Genomic DNA, 17,389 nt, shown 5'->3' on the forward strand with positions numbered 1-17,389 from the left:
CCTGTGCCGCCCGGGCCGGCAATGCACCGGCCCGACAGCGTTGCAATGGCGGCAAAACACACACAAGGAGACGCCATTACATGCAGCCAAAACCACTCGAGCCCAACGAGCCGGTTGTCCTTGCCCTGGTCGATGCCGTTACCGCCTGGCAGGGTGCATTGGAACAAACCCTGTCCGTATCCGGACTGAGCTATGCCAAATGGCTCCTGCTGCGCGCCATCAGGCAGAACGCGTTCGTTCGCCATCAACCATTCCTTGGCGCGATGCCGATCGACGTTGCCTGCTCCGAGCGCATGCTGAGCGAGCTGGCGCAGGACGGCTGGGTGGAATACTCGGATACCGTCGCACCCCGTATCGCCGAGGCCGCCTCGACGCGCGTGGAGCGCGCCTGGCAGGCCGTCAAGGCGCTGCATTCCGTGTCGGTGGCACCGTTCAGCTCCCAGGAGCGCGTGGCTCTCGGCAGCCTGCTTCAGCGCATGCAACTGACGCTGAGCGACCACTCCGCACGCCGCAGCCGGAGCGAATGCGCGGCAAGCGCGGAGGCGGCCGCGGCCTGCCGGACCACACCGCCCGGCAGCAATCACCGCACACACGCCTGAACCCAGCCTGGTATCGCTTGCCGGTCCGGCTGGCGATGCTCCGGCTCTTGCGCGCAGCATCATCACTTTGTCACGCCCAGTGCGCCGTTTTTTCCTAAAGTATGAGCATGTGCCAGCACATGCCCCCTTGCTCGCTCGCCGTTCGGGATAGCCAGGGGGCTGCCGGCCAACCCTGACCCGCAAGGAGGGATCATGCCGCAGGAGAACGAAGAGAAAGTCGCCCACCTGCTGGAAGAACTGGTCGCCTTCGCACGAGAACGATTGCCATCGGCCGGCTTCGCCGTGGTCGAGCCGTTTCTGCGCCACTATTACGACCAGACTGACGCCGAAGTCCTGCTCCAGCGCGATGTGGCGGATCTGTACGGTGCGGTCATGGCGCACTGGCAGACGGCACAGAAATTCGTTCCTGGCACGGCGCGGGTACGGGTCTACAACCCCAACCTGGAAGAGCACGGATGGCACTCCGACCACACCGTGGTCGAGATCGTCAACGACGACATGCCCTTCCTGGTCGACTCGGTGACGATGGAAATCAACCGGCTGGGACTGGCCCTGCACTCGGCGATCCATCCGGTGTTCCGCGTCTGGCGCGGCGCGCGCGGCGGCATCGAGAAGATAGCGCTCGGCGGCGAAGGCGAAGGTGGCAATGCCTCCCGGCTGGAATCCTTCATTCACTTCGAGATTGACCGCAGTGGCGAACCGGCTCGGCTGGAGGCCCTGCGCAACGGTATCGCGAATGTGTTGGGCGACGTGCGTGCCGCCGTCGAGGACTGGCAGCCGATGCGCGATATCACGCAGGCCACCATCACCGACATGGAACGCGTGCCGAACGCCGCAAGCCCTGACAGCACCGAGGCACGGGCCTTCCTGCAATGGATGCTGGACGACCACCTGACCTTCCTTGGCCAGCGCGACTACGAACTCGTCGCGCAGGACGGCCGCTACTTCCTGCGCGGCGTGCCAGGCTCCGGCGCCGGCATTCTGCGCGAAAGCCTGCGCGAGCCGGAATCCGGGGACCTGACGCCGTTGCCGGCCGCCGCCGCCAGCATCATCGAAGGCAGCTCGCCGATTTTCGTGACCAAGGCCAACTCGCGCGCGACCGTGCACCGGCCGGGGTATCTCGACTATGTGGGCGTCAAGCTGCTCGACGCCAACGGCAAGTTGTTCGGCGAACGGCGCTTTGTGGGCCTGTACACCTCCACCGCATATACGGCGCCAATCGCGGAGATTCCCCTGGTGCGGCGCAAGTGCGCCAACATCCTGACGCGTGCGGGCTTCCTCACCAAGGGGCACCTGTACAAGTCGCTGGTCACCATCCTCGAACAGTACCCGCGCGACGAGCTGTTCCAGGCCGACGAGGACGAGCTGTTCGACATCACCATCGGCATCCTTCGGCTGCAGGAACATCAACGCACGCGGCTGTTCGTACGGCGCGACCGCTTCGACCGTTTTGTCTCCTGCCTGGTGTTCGTGCCGCGTGACAAGTACAACACCGACCTGCGCCAGCGCATCCAGAAGCTGCTGACCGGCGCCTTCCACGGCACGAGCTGCGAGTTCAACCCGCTGCTGTCCGAATCCCCGCTGGCACGCATCCAGATCACCGTGCGCGGCGAGCCGGGCACCATGCCCGAGGTCGATACGCACGAACTCGAAGAGCGCATCGTTCAGGCCACGCGCCGCTGGCAGGACGACCTGGCCGAGGCCCTCCACGAAAGCCGCGGCGAGGAACATGGCAACCGCCTGTTGCGGCGATACGGCGCATCGTTCCCGGCCGGCTATCGCGAGGACTATCCGGCGCGTACTGCCGTGCGGGACATTGATCTCATGGAACACGCCCTGCACGGCAATGGCATGGCCATGAACCTCTACCGGCCGATCGAAGCGGAACCAGGCGCGTTCCGTTTCAAGGTGTATCGGGCCGGCGAGCCCATCGCCCTGTCGCTCAGCCTGCCGATGCTCGAGCACCTGGGCGTGCGCGTGGACGAAGAACGCCCGTACCTGATCGAGCCAGACGATGGCACGCCGGTGTGGATCCATGACTTCGGGCTGGAGATCGCCGACCAGTCCGGCACGCAAGCCGACGTCGACATCGAACGCATCAAGGCGCTCTTCGAAGACGCCTTTGCGCGCGCCTGGGACGGCCAGATCGAGAACGACGACTTCAACCGCCTGGTGCTGCGCGCCGAGCTGGCCGCCCGCGACGTCACCATCCTGCGCGCCTACGCCAAGTACCTGCGGCAGGTCGGGTCAACCTTCAGCGACGCGTATATCGAGCGGGCGCTGACCGGCAACCCGGCCATTGCGGCGATGCTGGTCGGGCTCTTCGTCGCCCGCTTCGACGTGGCCACCGCCAGCACGCGCGAAACGCGCTGCGAGCGCCTGCTGGCCGACATCGAAGCGGCGCTGGACCAGGTGCCGAACCTGGACGAAGACCGCATCCTGCGGCTCTTCCTTGGTGTGATCAATGCGACGGTGAGGACCAACTATTTCCATCGCGACACCGACGGCAAGCCGCGCCCCTACCTGTCGTTCAAGTTCAATCCGGCGTTGGTGGCCGGCCTGCCGGAACCGCGGCCGATGTTCGAAATCTGGGTGTATTCGCCGCGCGTGGAAGGCGTCCACCTGCGCGGCGGCCGGGTAGCGCGCGGCGGCCTGCGCTGGTCGGATCGGCGCGAGGATTTCCGCACGGAAGTGCTCGGCCTGATGAAGGCGCAGATGGTCAAGAACACGGTGATCGTGCCGGTCGGCTCCAAGGGTGGCTTTGTGGTCAAGCGTCCGCCACCGCCGGCGGATCGCGACGCCTTTCTGCAGGAGGGTGTGGCCTGCTACCAGACCTTCCTGCGCGGCCTGCTCGATCTCACCGACAACCTGGTCGCCGGCGAACTGGTGCCGCCGCCAGACGTGGTGCGCCTGGACGACAACGACCCCTACCTGGTGGTGGCGGCCGACAAGGGCACGGCAACGTTTTCCGACTACGCCAACGCCATTTCCGCCGAGTATGGCTTCTGGCTGGGCGATGCCTTCGCCTCGGGCGGCTCGGTGGGCTACGACCACAAGAAGATGGCCATCACCGCCCGCGGCGCATGGGAGTCGGTCAAGCGGCATTTCCGCGAGATGGGCATCGACACCCAGACCACGGACTTCACCGTGGCCGGCATCGGCGACATGTCCGGCGATGTGTTCGGCAACGGCATGCTGCTCTCGCCCCACATCCGGCTGGTGGCCGCATTCGACCACCGGCACATCTTCCTCGATCCCGACCCGGATACAGCCAGCAGCCTGCAGGAGCGCTCGCGGCTGTTTGCCTTGCCACGCTCAAGCTGGGCGGACTACGACAGCAAGCTGATCTCGGCGGGCGGCGGCATCTATCCGCGCACCGCCAAGACCATCCCGCTTTCGCCGCAGGTCCAGGCAGTGCTCGGCATCACCGCCACCTCGCTCGCACCGACCGAGCTGATCCACGCCATCCTGATGGCGCCGGTGGACCTGCTCTACAACGGCGGCATCGGCACCTACGTCAAATCCAGCCAGGAATCCCACCAGCAGGCCGGCGACCGCACCAACGACGCAGTGCGCGTCAACGGCGCCGAGTTGCGCTGCAAGGTGGTTGGCGAAGGCGGCAATCTCGGCTTTACCCAGCTCGGCCGCATCGAGTTCGCCCGCAAGGGTGGACGCATCAACACCGATGCGATCGACAACTCGGCCGGCGTGGATTGCTCGGACCATGAGGTCAACATCAAGATCCTGCTCGGGCTGGTGGTGGCCGATGGCGAGATGACGGAAAAGCAGCGCAACAAGCAGCTTGCCGAGATGACCGACGAAGTCGGCCTGCTGGTGCTGCAGGACAACTACTATCAGACCCAGGCGCTCTCGGTGGCGGGCCGCAGCAGTACAGCGCTGCTTGACGGCGAAGCACGGCAGATCCGCTGGCTGGAGCGCGCCGGCCGCCTGAATCGCGCGCTGGAGTTCCTGCCTTCCGAAGACGATATCGCCGAGCGCAAGGCTGCCGGTGAAGGCCTGACATCGCCCGAACGCGCGGTCCTGCTGGCCTACAGCAAGATGTGGCTCTATGACGAGCTGCTGGGCTCGGACGTGCCGGAAGACCCGCTGGTCGGCGGCCTGCTGGCCGACTACTTTCCCGTGCCCTTGCGCCAGCGCTACGGCGACGCCATGCAGCGCCACCCGCTGCGGCGGGAAATCCTGGCCACGCACCTGACCAATATGCTGGTCAACCGCATCGGCGCCACCTTCGTGCATCGCATGATGGAAGAAACCGATGCCAGCCCGGCCGATATCGTGCGGGCCTGCCTGATCGCGCGGGACGTGTTCGGACTCACGGCGCTGTGGGAATCCATCGATGCGCTCGACAACCGCGTAGCCGACGTTGAACAGGCCCGCATGTTCGGATCGGTGGGCCTGCTGCTGGAACGTGCCAGCCTGTGGTTCATCCGATACCTGCGCACCGGCGGCAAGGCCGACGCCAGCACCGCCCGCTTTGCGCAAGCCGCGCAATGGCTCACGCCGCAGCTGCCGAAGCTGTTGCCGCAGGCCGATGCAGCGGCGCTGGCCGAGCGCGCACGCGCGTTCACCGACGCAGGCGTCGATGCAGAACTGGCGCAGCGCGTGGCTAGCAGCGAGATTTCCGCGGCCGCACTCGATATTGCTGAAGTGGCCGCGGCCTGCGACCGGAGCCTGGAGCTGGTGGCGGGCGTCTACTTCGCCCTGGACAGCCACCTCAACTTCAGCTGGCTGCGCGAGCGAGCGCTGGCGCTGCCCGCCGACACGCACTGGGACCTGCTCGCCCGCACTACCACGCTGGACGACCTCGGCCGGCTCAAGCGTGCGTTGACGACCAGCGTGCTCGCTCAATCGGCCGGCATCGATGCGCCGGAAGCGCTGATCGAAGCGTGGCGCGGCAACCGCCATGCCACGCTCGACCGCTTCTCGCGCATGCTGGCAGACCAGCGTGCGTCGGGCGCGGCCGGGCTGTCGATGCTGTCAGTGGCGGTCCGGGAAATCGGGATGCTGGAACGCGGCTGATCCCGCGTCAGTCATCGGCATCCGGCTGGCGCGGCTGCAGCTCGAGGCCGAGCAGGATCAGCAGCTCGAATGCATCGGCGAGCAGGTGCGTCTGCCGTGGCAGCAGGCTCGCGTAAGGCATGTCGTAGATCGACTGATGGCCGGCGCGCTGGCCTTTCAGGCCGCGGTCGCGCGCGATATCCGAAAGCAGCGCGGCGAATCCGGACAGATCCTGCGCGTCCAGCGCCGCGTTCAATACCTTCGCGATGACCTGCGGCGATGCCCCCGCCCAACCGATGAGTTCGGCGTTGGAGGCTGAATCTTGTGGGAGGTCGCTAATGTCCATTCGTATTTAACGGTCCCTTAATAGCCGCCTTTAGGCAACTACGGCGCAGGATTACCCCTACCTGCGTAGGGTTTCGTGCTGTTTCGCCCTATTTCGCGGCCGTACCCTGGTGCTTTGCCTGCACCTGCCGGTACTCCAGCGAGCCGTCGCGCCTGGTGCGGCCCACCACCGCATTGCGTGCGCCGCATTGCGGGCACCGGAAGATGGGGCCCTGCCCCTCGTTCCGAATTTCCACCTCGGACGGTTTCCAACGAGCTCCGCAGGCCTGATTCCCACAAACAAACATCCTGACTCCTGTAAATTAAGTGACTGGCAAGACCAGCGCAAGACAAAACCGGACAGCATGCCACATCGCGGCATGCGGCCGCCGGTTTTCAGCTACGGTTTTCCGGCCAGTCGGCCGGCCGGGCGCCCATCCGCCACATATTCGGCGGCTCGCCCAGCGCTGTGCTCTGGTACATCCAGGCGCCGCAACCGGTGCAATGCCAGCGGCTGTCCACCTTGCAGCGATTGCTCATGGCACCGATGCCGGAAGCCGCCAGGTTCTCGTGCGGCGGCACGGTCGAAGGTTCTCCCACGAGTTGATGGCAAAGGTCACAGGCGTGCATCAATATCTCCCGTTGTTGCCGCTTCAGACGAGGCAATGACGGCGGCACAGCCCGTCAGCCGTTGTTCTGCACCCAGTGCCGGGCCCATGCGACCGCTGCCACCCGCGCCTCGCTGGGCGTGGCGTAGATCGCCGGCGGCGAGCCGCCTTCCAGCGCTACGGCCCCCGATTCCCATATGTCGCACTTGGCCTTGTAGCGCCCCGCACCCAGCGCGTGGCAGAACACATGGATCACAAAGCCGCGGTATTCGACCACATCCGTTGCCACCTCCGGCTGCGGATCAAATTCGGCAGATGGTTCGTCGAGTCTTCCCGCAGTCCCCCCAACGGACATGGCGCCGTGCCGTTCAGCGCGCACCAGCATGGCGCACAGGGCCGCCGCCGCGGCACCGAGCAGCAGGCCGGTTCCAAACCAGCAGGCCCTGCTATCGCAATGCGCCATGACGGTCTCCGGGGAACGATGCGGGAGCCCTCTGTGTCCGGCATCTGGTTCAGGTTATACCAAAGCCCCGCCAGCGCGACAGGAGCGCCTTGCTGGCCGCTATACTTTTCAGGCGCCTGTTTCCGAGGGCTGCGTCAACGCACACCAAGGAGCCCTGCATGTCCACACGCCTTGTCTGCCTCCCCTGTACCGTCCTGGCGCTGTTCTGCGCGGCGAGCCTCGCCGGCGCCCAGGAACCAGGCCGCGGCGAGCAGGCGCGGGAACGCTTCGATGCCCGCTTCAATGCCGCCGATGCCAACCACGACGGCAAGCTTAGCCGCGAAGAAGCCAAAGCCGGCATGCCCAACATCTTCAAGCACTTCGATGAAATCGATACGGCGAAGCGGGGCGCGGTCAGCAAGGAAGAGATCGGAGAGTTCCTGGCCAGGAAGGAACGCGAACGACGCGGAACGCAATAACGGCTGGCTCGAGACGAGGCCAAAACGAGAGTGACCGTTCGCCAAAAGCCGTTTATACTGTATATTCATACAGTATTCATTGCCTGACGCCGTATGCCCCTCTACCACTCCGATTCCATCCTCCTGGAAGCCCACTACTTCGGTGACGATTCGGAATGCCTGCGCCTACCATGCGAGCACGTCACCGTGGGAGCGGGCGCCATCGTCGTTCACGGCGTCGAACTCAGGCACCTGCAATCCATGCGCTGGACCCCGGATTTCCTCTCCTTTGATGCCGGCGGCACGCATTACCGCTACCCCGTCAGCCGCCCTGCTGCGGTCGGCCCGGGCGAAGCACGGTTTGCCCTGCTCTGATCCGCGCCTGACACCGAGGAGCCCTCGCCCGTGCCGATTCCCGATTCAGCAACAAGCCGGCTGATCCAGGCGCTGGACCTCCAGCCCCACCCTGAAGGCGGCTATTTCCGGGAGACCTATCGCAGCCCGGAACGGATCCTGCGCTCCGACAATCGCGAGCGCAGCGCATCGACTGCGATCTACTACCTGCTGCAGTCCAGCGACTACTCCGCATGGCACCGCATCCGCTCCGACGAGCTCTGGCACTTCCATGCCGGCACGCCGCTGGACGTCCATGTGCTCGGCGACAACGGCAGCGTAGTCACACACCGCCTGGGCAATCCGCTGGCGCATGCCGGAGCCGTCTTCCAGGCTTTGGTGCCCGCCAATCACTGGTTCGCTGCCGAGCGCGTGCAGGACATTGGCAGCGAAGATTTCGCATTGCTGGGCTGCACGGTTGCGCCCGGCTTCGAATTCAGCGAATTCGAACTGGGCGATACGGCAGCACTACTCGCAGCCCATCCCAACCATGCTGCGCTGATCCGGCGGCTGGCACCGAAGTCCGCGTAGGCGGCCTCAGCCAGACCTGCCGCGCATGCAAGTCAGACATCAATCGCGTGCACACCGCCGCCTCTGCCTGCAACCCACCAGACAGGCGAGTGAGAAACCGCACCTCCGGCACACTCGCATCCTTCCCCTTGCCGCGGGCGTTGGCATATTCTGAAGATGTCGATCACACACGCCGGCTGAGGGATGATCGTGAGTTGTCCCTCAGCATGTACCCGGCCGTGCTGGCAGCGTCGACAGTGTTGCTGCGATACGCAGGAGCCAACATGAAAACACCGGAGTTACTGCTGGCTGCTTCGCTGGCAATTGCATGGCCATCGCTCTCGGTGGCCGCCGGATGTCAATACGACATGCAGTGCAAAGGAGAACGGATTTGCCAGCAAGGCCAGTGCGTCTCCCCCGACGCGGACGAGCAGGTGGAACCGGCATCTGCGAAGTCCGCAGCCAGCACCAGCACCAGCACCAGCACCAGCAGCAAGGCTCAGCCCCCCGCCGGCGTTCAGCGCTGCTGCACGGTTGCCGGAAAGCTGAGACTCCTCCCCGGCCAGCCCGGTGACGGAACACCCAGTCCAGGCGACACCTGCCAAGGCGCAACGGCGTCCGGCAAACCTATTCCCGGGACTGTCTGCAACTAGACTGCGGGCTTGCATTGCGTGCCAGACCGCATGCGCATGACATGCGGCCTGACGGGACAGGCTTGCCACGTGATCCGATGTATTCGGCGCGCCGCAAACCCATGCCCACGCGCCCGAACGCACAACAAAAAACCCGCACAGCCAATGACTGTGCGGGTTTCGATCTGGTCGGGGCGAGAGGATTTGAACCTCCGACCACCTGCACCCCATGCAGGTACGCTACCAGGCTGCGCTACGCCCCGAAGCAAAAGATTATAACAGAAGCATTTCCAAAATGACCAGCGGCACACGCAGAAATTATGAGTGCCGCACGATCTCGCGAAGCTGGGCGAGCAGGTGCTGCACTTCGAGCAATTCACCGCGCAGGCTCGTAATATCCACGCAGAGCAGCGGTGCCTCAGACGCCGGCTCGACCCGCTCTTCGGGCTCCGCACCAGCGGCCGCATGCGCGTGATGACGGCCTTCGTCGAGGCGATTGCGCGCACCGTTGATGGTGAAGCCCTGCTCGTACAGCAGTTCGCGAATCCGGCGGATAAGCAGGACTTCGTGGTGCTGGTAATAGCGCCGGTTGCCGCGCCGCTTGACGGGCTTGAGCTGCGTGAATTCCTGCTCCCAGTAGCGCAGTACGTGCGGCTTGACGGCGCAAAGCTCGCTGACCTCACCGATGGTGAAGTAGCGCTTGGCGGGGATCGGCGGCAACGCGATGCGTTCGCTGGATTTGTCCGACATTTGTGGTGGTGACAGGCGTCAGGCCATGCCGGCCGGTCGTGGTTGGCGCGCGGCTTGCGCGCGCAGAAGGATACAGCCGCCCGCTACCGCCGGCAATCCGCCATTCGGGTGACTGCGCTCAGCCGGGCAGCGCCAGGCCGGCACGCTCCTCGACCAGCCCCTTGAGTTTCTGGCTGGCGTGGAATGTCACCACGCGGCGCGCGGTAATGGGGATGATCTCGCCGGTCTTGGGATTGCGCCCCGGGCGTTGCGGCTTGTCGCGCAACTGGAAGTTGCCGAAGCCGGACAGCTTGACGCTGTCGCCCTGCTCCAGGGCCTCGCGGATGACGTCGAAGAAGGCTTCGACCATGTCCTTCGATTCACGCTTGTTGAGGCCCACCTGGTCGAACAGCATCTCGGCAAGTTCGGCCTTGGTCAGGGTGGGCACCTCGGTCGCGCGGGCATCCGGCGTAGCGTCGTCAAGTGAGGAAGATTGCCGGTCGCTCATCTCACCCAGTGCTGCAGCGGTCATGGAATTCGCGTCTCGATCATTCATGTAGATCGCTCGATGTGGTTCTGTCTGGCGATCCGCCCGGGTACTCTGCCCGGGCGCCCGTTCATCGTATCGGCCGTCGGTTCAGCCGCGCAGACGGGCCTGGAAGGCCTCGCCCAGCGCGTCGACCATGCAGCGCACGGCGCTGTCGACCGTTTCGTCCTGAAGGGTCGACCCAGTATCTTGCAAGGTCACCCGGAACGCAAGGCTTTTCTCGTCAGCGCCAATGGCCGCGGAAGCCGCCTTCGGACGGAACTCGTCGAACAGCACGAGGCTCTGGCAGTAGCGCCCGAAGCCCTGCTTTTCCAGCGCCGCACGCATGGCGTCGATCAGGTCCTGCACGCGTACCGACTGCTTCACCACCACAGCCAGGTCACGCACGGCCGCCGGGAATTTCGACACTTCGGTGTATGCCGGCAGGCCGACGTCGCGCAACGCGTCGAGCTCCAGTTCGAACAGCACCGGCGCGTGTGCGAGCTCATACTCCTGCAGCCAGCGCGGATGCAGTTCACCGACGACGCCAACCGCCTTGCCGTCTACCAGCACGCGCGCGGCGCGGCCCGGATGCAGCGCGGGATGCGAAACCGGCTCGAAGCGCGCCACGCGCGGATGGAACAGGGCTTCCACGTCGCCCTTGATGTCGAAGAAATCGACGTTGCGGGTGGCGATGCCCCACTGCTCTTCGAACGCCGGGCCGTAAGCGATACCCGCTGCCATCATCGGCTGGCGATAGCCCGCCACGGTCAGGCCGCCGTCCTTCACATCGCTGTCACGATGGAACACGCGGCCCACCTCGAACAGGCGCACGCGCGCCGCCTTGCGGTTCAGGTTGTAGCGCACCTTGTCGACCAGGCCACCGATCAGCGTGGAACGCATCACGGCCAGCTGGCTCGCGATCGGATTCAGCAGGCGGATCGGGTTGTCGTTCGACGCGAAGTCACGCTCCCACTTCTCTTCCACGAAGGCAAAGTTGATGACTTCCTGGTAATCGCGCGCGGCCAGCGCATGACGGACCGTGTGGGTGGAGCGGCGCGCTTCGTTGGTTGGCCGCATCTCGCTCTCGGCCACGGGCGGGCGGGCGGGAATGCGCTCGAAGCCGTAGATGCGCGCGACTTCCTCGATCAGGTCTTCCTCGATCTCGATGTCGAAGCGGTAGCTCGGCGGCGTAACTTCAAACACTTCACCGTCGGCGCCCTGCTTGCGCGTGAACGGCAGCTGCAGGCGCTGGAAGACATCGGCAATGGCCGCCGGCGACAGCTCGATACCGAGCACGCGCTCGGCGCGTGCCACGCGCAGGCAGACCGGCTTGCGCACGGGCAGGTTGACCACGTGGTCATCGACCGGGCCAGCCTGGCCGCCGCAGATCTCGAGGATCAGCGCGGTAATGCGTTCGATGTGCTCGACCGTCGTCGCGTAATCCACGCCACGCTCGAAGCGGTGCGCGGCATCGGTCGAGAAGTTGTAGCGGCGCGCACGGCCCTGGATCGCGGACGGCCACCAGAACGCAGCCTCAAGGTAGATATCCGTGGTGTCCAGCGTCACGGCGGTGCTGTCGCCGCCCATGATGCCGGCCAGGCTCTCGATTTCCTTGTCGTCGGCGATCACGCCGACCTGCTCGTCCACCTCGACGGTGTTGCCGTTGAGCAGCTTGATCTGCTCGCCCTTGCGGCCCCAGCGCACGTCCAGGCCGCCATGGATCTTGTGCAGGTCGAACACGTGCGACGGACGGCCGAGTTCGAGCATCACGTAGTTCGAGATGTCGACCAGCGCCGAAATGCTGCGCTGGCCCGAACGCTCCAGGCGCTGGACCATCCATGCCGGCGTGGCCGCACGTGCATTGACGCCGCGGATGATGCGGCCCGAGAAACGGCCGCACAGATCCGGCGCCGACACCTTGACCGGCAGCTTGTCCTCGATCGTCACCGCCACCGGCTTCATTGCCGGCAGCGTGAGCGCGGCGCCGGTCAGCGCGGCGACTTCACGCGCGACGCCGTGGATCGACAGGCAGTCCGCCTTGTTCGGTGTCAGCTTGATGACAAAGACCTGGTCATCCAGATCGAGGTACTGGCGGATGTTCTGGCCGACCGGCGCGTCTTCCGGCAGCACCAGCAGGCCGCCGTGTTCCTCCGACAGCTTCAGTTCGCGTGCCGAGCACAGCATGCCGTAGCTGTCCACGCCGCGCAGCTTGCCGACCTTGATCTCGAACGGCTTGCCGCCATCCTCGGCCGGCGGCAGCACGGCGCCGACCAGCGCGCACGGCACCTTGATGCCGGGCTTGACGTTAGGCGCGCCGCAGACGATCTGCAGGGTCTCGCCGGTGCCGGCATCGACCTGGCACACATTGAGGCGGTCGGCGTTGGGATGGCGTTCGGTCGACAGCACGTGCGCGACCACCACCTTGTCGAACGGCGGCGCAACCGGGCCCACCTCTTCCACTTCCAGCCCGGCCATGGTCAGGCTGTGCGACAGCGCGTCGGTGGAGATCTTTTCAGGGTTGGCGAAGGTGCGAAGCCAGGATTCCGAGAATTGCATGGCGCTTCTGATCCGGTAAGTATTCTGTGTAGTCGGTGACGAATGGGACGATGGCCGGGAAACGGCGGCGCGTCAGGCGAACTGGCGCAGGAAGCGCACGTCGCCCTCGAAGAACAGGCGCAGGTCGTTGATGCCATAGCGCAGCATCGTCAGGCGCTCCAGGCCGGAGCCGAACGCGAAGCCGATGTAGCGCTCGGGATCCAGGCCCATGTTGCGCAGCACGTTCGGATGCACCTGGCCCGAACCGGAGATCTCCAGCCATTTCCCGCTGCCAAAGGCCATGTCGATCTCGGCCGACGGCTCGGTGAACGGGAAGTACGACGGGCGGAATCGCACCTGGATGTCGTCGCGCTCGAAGAACTTGCGCAGGAAGTCGGTGTACACGCCCTTCAGGTCGGCAAAGCTCACGTCTTCCCCGATCCACAGGCCTTCGACCTGGTTGAACATCGGCGAGTGGGTGGCATCGCTGTCCACGCGGTAGGTGCGGCCCGGGCAGATCACCTTGATCGGCGGCATCGCCTTGCCGGCATACTTTTCTACGTGCATCTTCGCGTAGCGGACCTGCATCGGGCTGGTGTGCGTGCGCAGCAGCAGGAGCTTGTCGTCGCTGTCGCGGCCGTCCACATAGAAGGTGTCCTGCATCGAACGCGCCGGATGGTTGTCCGGGTTGTTCAGCGCGGTGAAGTTCATCCAGTCGGTTTCGATCTCGGGGCCATCGGCCACATCGAATCCGATCGAACCAAAGATCTGCTCGACACGCTCCCACGTGCGCATCACCGGATGCAGGCTGCCGCGGCTGGCCGCGCGGCCGGGCAACGTGACGTCGATGGCTTCGGCAGCCAGGCGCGCGTTCATCAGCGCGTCGGACAGTGCCTGGCGGCGTGCCTGCAGCGCGGCTTCCACCTGCTGCTTGACCTGGTTGATGCGGGCGCCTTCGGCCTTGCGCGTTTCCGGGTCGAGCTTGCCCAGACCCTTGAGCAGTTCGGTCAGCGCACCGGTCTTGCCCAGGAAGCGGGCTTTTTCGTTTTCCAGCGTGGCGTTGTCGTTGGCGGCAGCGAAAGCGGCCTGGGCGTCGGCGACAATTTGATCCAGATCCTGAGACATGGCGGCGGTCGTGGAATGTTCTGGCGTCGACTGGCAAAAGCCCGCCGACAGGGGTTGGCACTACGTGCGGTATGCGTTTTCGGATGCCGTCTCGGCGGCTGGCGCAAAACGGTATCCGGAACCGCAAATAAAAACGGGGCTCGGTGAGGAGCCCCGTTTCAGCAGACCTTGCGGTCAGCGGTCGACCTTGCGGTCGGTGCTTGCCCGGCAGCGCTTACGCGCTACCGCAGCCGGCATCAGGCAACGGTGGCTTTCACCTGGTTGACGATGGCGGCAAAGGCAGGCTTGTCGTGAATAGCCATGTCCGACAGCACCTTGCGGTCCAGTTCAATCGAGGCCTTCTTCAGACCGTTCATGAACACGCTGTAGGTCATGCCATGCTCACGCGTCGCGGCATTGATACGCGCAATCCACAGAGCGCGGAACACGCGCTTCTTGTTGCGGCGATCGCGGTATGCGTACTGGCCAGCACGCATGACCGCCTGCTTGGCGATACGGTAGACGTTATTGCGACGGCCGCGGTAACCCTTGGCAGCGTCGATGACTTTCTTGTGACGGGCCCGTGCAGTGACCCCACGTTTTACTCGAGGCATGTAATTCTCCTTTCGTTTTCGTAAGGGTTATGCGTAAGGCATCATTGCGCGAACGGACTTCAGGTTCGTCTCATGGACGTCCTGAGTACCACGCAGGTGACGCTTGTTCTTGGTGGTCTTCTTGGTCAGGATGTGACGCTTGAAGGCCTGGCCACGCTTGAACGAACCGTTCGGACGGGCAGTAAAGCGCTTGGAAGCGCTTTTCTTCGTCTTCATCTTCGGCATGAAAAACTCCAGCTCTATGACATGCATGCAGGTGGACGGCTGGCGCCGACGCTTGCAAGACCCGCATCCACTTGTTGTTGCGCAGTGTCCTTGACGGTCACCGCGCTACTTCCGCACGACGCAACGCCGGAATGCTTCGCATCCCGGCCGCTGCACCACGCAAAAATTACTTCTTCTTCTTGGGAGCAAGCACCATCACCATCTGGCGCCCTTCCATCTTCGGCATCTGCTCGACCTGGCCGATTTCCTCCAGGTCCGCCTTCAGGCGTTCGAGCATGCGCGCGCCGATTTCCTGGTGCGCCATCTCGCGACCGCGGAAACGCAGCGTGATCTTGGTCTTGTCGCCGTCTTCCAGGAAGCGCTTCAGGTTGCGCAGCTTGACGTTGTAGTCGCCGTCATCCGTACCCGGCCGGAATTTGACTTCCTTGACCTGGATGATCTTCTGCTTCAGCTTGGCGTCGTGCGCGCGCTTGGCTTCCTCGTACTTGAACTTCCCGTAATCCATGATCCGGGCGACGGGCGGAACCGCGTTCGGCGCGATTTCCACCAGGTCCAAGTCCTTATCCTCAGCCAGGCGGAGCGCGTCCATGAACTTGACGATGCCGAGCTGTTCGTTATCAACCCCTACCAGGCGCAGTTCGGGCGCACTGATCTCCCGGTTGATGCGATGACCTTTGTCCGTAGCGATGTTGCGTTACCTCAAGAAGACAAAAAAACAAGCCGTGCTTTCCACCCATCAGGCTTTGCTGGCAACGTCGTGTTGCAGACGTTCCACAAACGCGGAGACAGGCATCACACCCAGATCCACGTTGCCACGGGCACGCACGGCCACTTGATTGGCATCCCGCTCCTTGTCGCCCACTACCAGCAGGTAGGGGATCTTTTGAAGCGAATGCTCGCGGATTTTATACGTAATTTTCTCGTTACGCAAATCGGCCTTGGCCCTAAATCCTTGTTTTTGCAGCAATTGCACGACGTTTTCGGCATATTCAGCCTGAGAATCGGCAATATTCATCACAACTACCTGATCCGGCGCCAGCCAGGCGGGTAGCGCACCCGCGTGGTTCTCCAGCAGGATGCCCAGGAAGCGCTCGAAAGAACCCAGGATGGCGCGGTGGAGCATGACCGGGCGCTTGCGCGAATTGTCTTCCGAGACGTACTCGGCATCCAGGCGCTCGGGCAGCACCAGATCGAGCTGGAGCGTGCCGCACTGCCAGGAGCGGCCGATGGCGTCCTTGATGTGGTACTCGACCTTCGGGCCGTAGAAAGCACCCTCGCCCGGCAGCTCTTCCCACTCCACGCCGCACGCTCGCAGCGCCAGGCGCAGGCCTTCCTCGGCGTGGTCCCAGACCTCATCCGAACCGGCGCGCTGGTCGGGGCGTAGCGACAGCTTCACCGCGACGTCCTTGAAACCGAAGTCGTCATAGACCGAGAACGCGAGCTCGTTGAACGCCTTCGCTTCGGCAACGATCTGCTCTTCCGTGCAGAAGATATGCGCATCATCCTGCACAAATCCGCGCACGCGCATCAGGCCGTGCAGCGCGCCCGAGGGCTCGTTGCGATGGCAGGCGCCGAATTCGGCGAGACGCAGCGGCAGGTCGCGGTAGGAACGCAGGCCGTGATTGAAAATCTGCACGTGCCCCGGGCAATTCATCGGCTTGATCGCGTAGTCGTGCTTTTCCGACTCCGTGACGAACATGTTCTCTTTATAGTTCTGCCAGTGGCCGGACTTTTCCCAGAGCGAACGCTCCATCACCTGCGGCGTACGGACTTCATCGTAGCCCGCGTTCGCCAGGCGGCCGCGCATGTATTGCTCCACGGCCTGCCAGACCTGCCAGCCCTTCGGGTGCCAGAACACCATGCCAGGTGCCTCTTCCTGCAGGTGGAACAGGTCGAGCGTCTTGCCGAGCTTGCGGTGATCGCGCTTCTCGGCCTCTTCCAGCATGTGCAGGTAGGCTTCCTGGTCCTCCTTCCTGGCCCAGGCCGTACCGTAGATGCGCTGGAGCATCTCGTTGTTGGCGTCGCCACGCCAGTAGGCGCCGGCCACCTTCATCAGCCTGAAGACCTTCAGCTTGCCAGTGGACGGCACGTGCGGGCCGCGGCACAGGTCGACGAACTTGCCTTCGCGGTACAGCCCGATCTCCTGGTCCGCGGGAATCGAGGCGATGATCTCCGCCTTGTACTTTTCGCCCATCGACTCGAACAGCGCCACCGCCTCGTCGCGGTTCCAGACTTCGCGCGTGACTTTCTCGTCCTTGCGGGCAAGCTCCGTCATCTTCTTTTCGATGGCGGCCAGGTCTTCCGGCGTGAAGGGACGCTTGTAGGCAAAGTCGTAGTAGAAGCCGTTTTCGATGACCGGCCCGATCGTCACCTGCGCCTCGGGATAGAGCTCCTTCACCGCATAGGCCAGCAAGTGGGCCGTGGAGTGGCGGATGACGTCGACGCCGTCGGCATCCTTGTCCGTGATGATCGACAGTGCCACGTCGCGATCGATGGTGTAGCTCGTGTCGACCATCTGGCCGTCGACCTTGCCCGCGAGCGCGGCCTTGGCCAGGCCCGAGCCGATGCTCTGCGCGACTTCGGCAACCGTTACGGGGGCAGGAAATTCACGGCGGGAACCATCCGGCAGCGTGATTGCGATCATCTTGCTCTCTCCAGGTGTCCGCCC

Annotated in this window: 17 protein-coding genes and 1 tRNA gene; 5 read left to right on the top strand and 13 right to left on the bottom strand. The window is 64.3% G+C overall.

The features are described from left to right. Positions 1–80: 80 nt before the first annotated feature. Together RM96_RS00450 and RM96_RS00455 are read left to right on the top strand one after the other, a co-directional pair. Positions 81–599: a hypothetical protein gene (locus RM96_RS00450; RefSeq protein WP_039006489.1), complete on the top strand. Its 519-nt coding sequence runs from the start codon at positions 81–83 to the stop codon at positions 597–599. Positions 600–791: 192 nt separating this feature from the next. Further along, entirely contained in the window at positions 792–5,639 is a 4,848-nt protein-coding gene (locus RM96_RS00455) for an NAD-glutamate dehydrogenase (protein ID WP_039006491.1), read from the top strand. A gap of 7 nt (positions 5,640–5,646) precedes the next feature. Here the strand turns inward: RM96_RS00455 and RM96_RS00460 are convergent, their stop codons facing one another. The 4 genes from RM96_RS00460 to RM96_RS00475 form a co-directional block, all read right to left on the bottom strand. Further along, positions 5,647–5,964 (bottom strand): hypothetical protein, encoded by a 318-nt coding sequence (locus RM96_RS00460; RefSeq protein ID WP_039006493.1) that lies wholly within the window; start codon positions 5,962–5,964, stop codon positions 5,647–5,649. An 88-nt stretch (positions 5,965–6,052) separates the two neighbouring features. After that, a complete protein-coding gene (locus RM96_RS00465) occupies positions 6,053–6,199 on the bottom strand; it encodes a hypothetical protein (protein WP_238587025.1) in 147 nt (48 codons plus the stop codon). Between the two features lie 139 nt (positions 6,200–6,338). Continuing rightward, on the bottom strand, positions 6,339–6,572 hold the full coding sequence (locus tag RM96_RS00470) for a hypothetical protein (protein WP_039006497.1): 234 nt from the start codon (positions 6,570–6,572) through the stop codon (positions 6,339–6,341). Between the two features lie 54 nt (positions 6,573–6,626). Then, positions 6,627–7,013 carry a hypothetical protein gene (locus RM96_RS00475; RefSeq protein WP_039006498.1) on the bottom strand — a complete coding sequence of 129 codons (387 nt, stop codon included), beginning with the start codon at positions 7,011–7,013 and terminating at the stop codon, positions 6,627–6,629. Positions 7,014–7,171: 158 nt separating this feature from the next. On the opposite strand from RM96_RS00475, the gene RM96_RS00480 reads away from it, so the two are divergent. The 3 genes from RM96_RS00480 (at position 7,172) to RM96_RS00490 (ending at position 8,374) form a co-directional block, all read left to right on the top strand. After that, complete coding sequence (locus tag RM96_RS00480; RefSeq protein WP_039006500.1) at positions 7,172–7,471, top strand: hypothetical protein; 300 nt, start codon at positions 7,172–7,174, stop codon at positions 7,469–7,471. 93 nt (positions 7,472–7,564) lie between these two features. After that, positions 7,565–7,825 (top strand): hypothetical protein, encoded by a 261-nt coding sequence (locus RM96_RS00485; protein ID WP_039006501.1) that lies wholly within the window; start codon positions 7,565–7,567, stop codon positions 7,823–7,825. 30 nt (positions 7,826–7,855) lie between these two features. Next, complete coding sequence (locus RM96_RS00490) at positions 7,856–8,374, top strand: cupin domain-containing protein (RefSeq protein WP_039006503.1); 519 nt, start codon at positions 7,856–7,858, stop codon at positions 8,372–8,374. A 797-nt stretch (positions 8,375–9,171) separates the two neighbouring features. Here RM96_RS00490 and RM96_RS00495 read toward each other — a convergent pair. From RM96_RS00495 to thrS, 9 genes are all read right to left on the bottom strand, one after another. Continuing rightward, a tRNA-Pro gene (locus tag RM96_RS00495) sits at positions 9,172–9,248 on the bottom strand. A 55-nt stretch (positions 9,249–9,303) separates the two neighbouring features. Continuing rightward, the gene (locus RM96_RS00500; protein ID WP_039006505.1) at positions 9,304–9,735 is read right to left on the bottom strand and encodes a MerR family transcriptional regulator; all 432 of its coding nucleotides are present in this window, start codon (positions 9,733–9,735) and stop codon (positions 9,304–9,306) included. 118 nt (positions 9,736–9,853) lie between these two features. After that, complete coding sequence (locus tag RM96_RS00505; protein ID WP_039006507.1) at positions 9,854–10,270, bottom strand: integration host factor subunit alpha; 417 nt, start codon at positions 10,268–10,270, stop codon at positions 9,854–9,856. 81 nt (positions 10,271–10,351) lie between these two features. Then, positions 10,352–12,799, bottom strand: a complete 2,448-nt coding sequence (gene pheT / locus RM96_RS00510) for a phenylalanine--tRNA ligase subunit beta (protein ID WP_039006509.1) — start codon at positions 12,797–12,799, stop codon at positions 10,352–10,354. A gap of 72 nt (positions 12,800–12,871) precedes the next feature. Beyond that, positions 12,872–13,903 (bottom strand): phenylalanine--tRNA ligase subunit alpha, encoded by a 1,032-nt coding sequence (gene pheS / locus RM96_RS00515; RefSeq protein ID WP_039006510.1) that lies wholly within the window; start codon positions 13,901–13,903, stop codon positions 12,872–12,874. A gap of 236 nt (positions 13,904–14,139) precedes the next feature. Further along, entirely contained in the window at positions 14,140–14,496 is a 357-nt protein-coding gene (rplT, locus tag RM96_RS00520) for a 50S ribosomal protein L20 (RefSeq protein ID WP_008650487.1), read from the bottom strand. A 27-nt stretch (positions 14,497–14,523) separates the two neighbouring features. Next, positions 14,524–14,721 carry a 50S ribosomal protein L35 gene (rpmI, locus tag RM96_RS00525; protein WP_011297448.1) on the bottom strand — a complete coding sequence of 66 codons (198 nt, stop codon included), beginning with the start codon at positions 14,719–14,721 and terminating at the stop codon, positions 14,524–14,526. Between the two features lie 166 nt (positions 14,722–14,887). Beyond that, positions 14,888–15,409, bottom strand: coding sequence for a translation initiation factor IF-3 (gene infC / locus RM96_RS00530; RefSeq protein WP_082016373.1), 522 nt, complete (start codon positions 15,407–15,409; stop codon positions 14,888–14,890). Positions 15,410–15,457: 48 nt separating this feature from the next. Continuing rightward, positions 15,458–17,365, bottom strand: a complete 1,908-nt coding sequence (gene thrS, locus RM96_RS00535; protein ID WP_039006524.1) for a threonine--tRNA ligase — start codon at positions 17,363–17,365, stop codon at positions 15,458–15,460. Positions 17,366–17,389: the final 24 nt, after the last annotated feature.

Source organism: Cupriavidus sp. IDO (genome assembly GCF_000812465.1).
Classification (GTDB): Bacteria; Pseudomonadota; Gammaproteobacteria; order Burkholderiales; family Burkholderiaceae; genus Cupriavidus.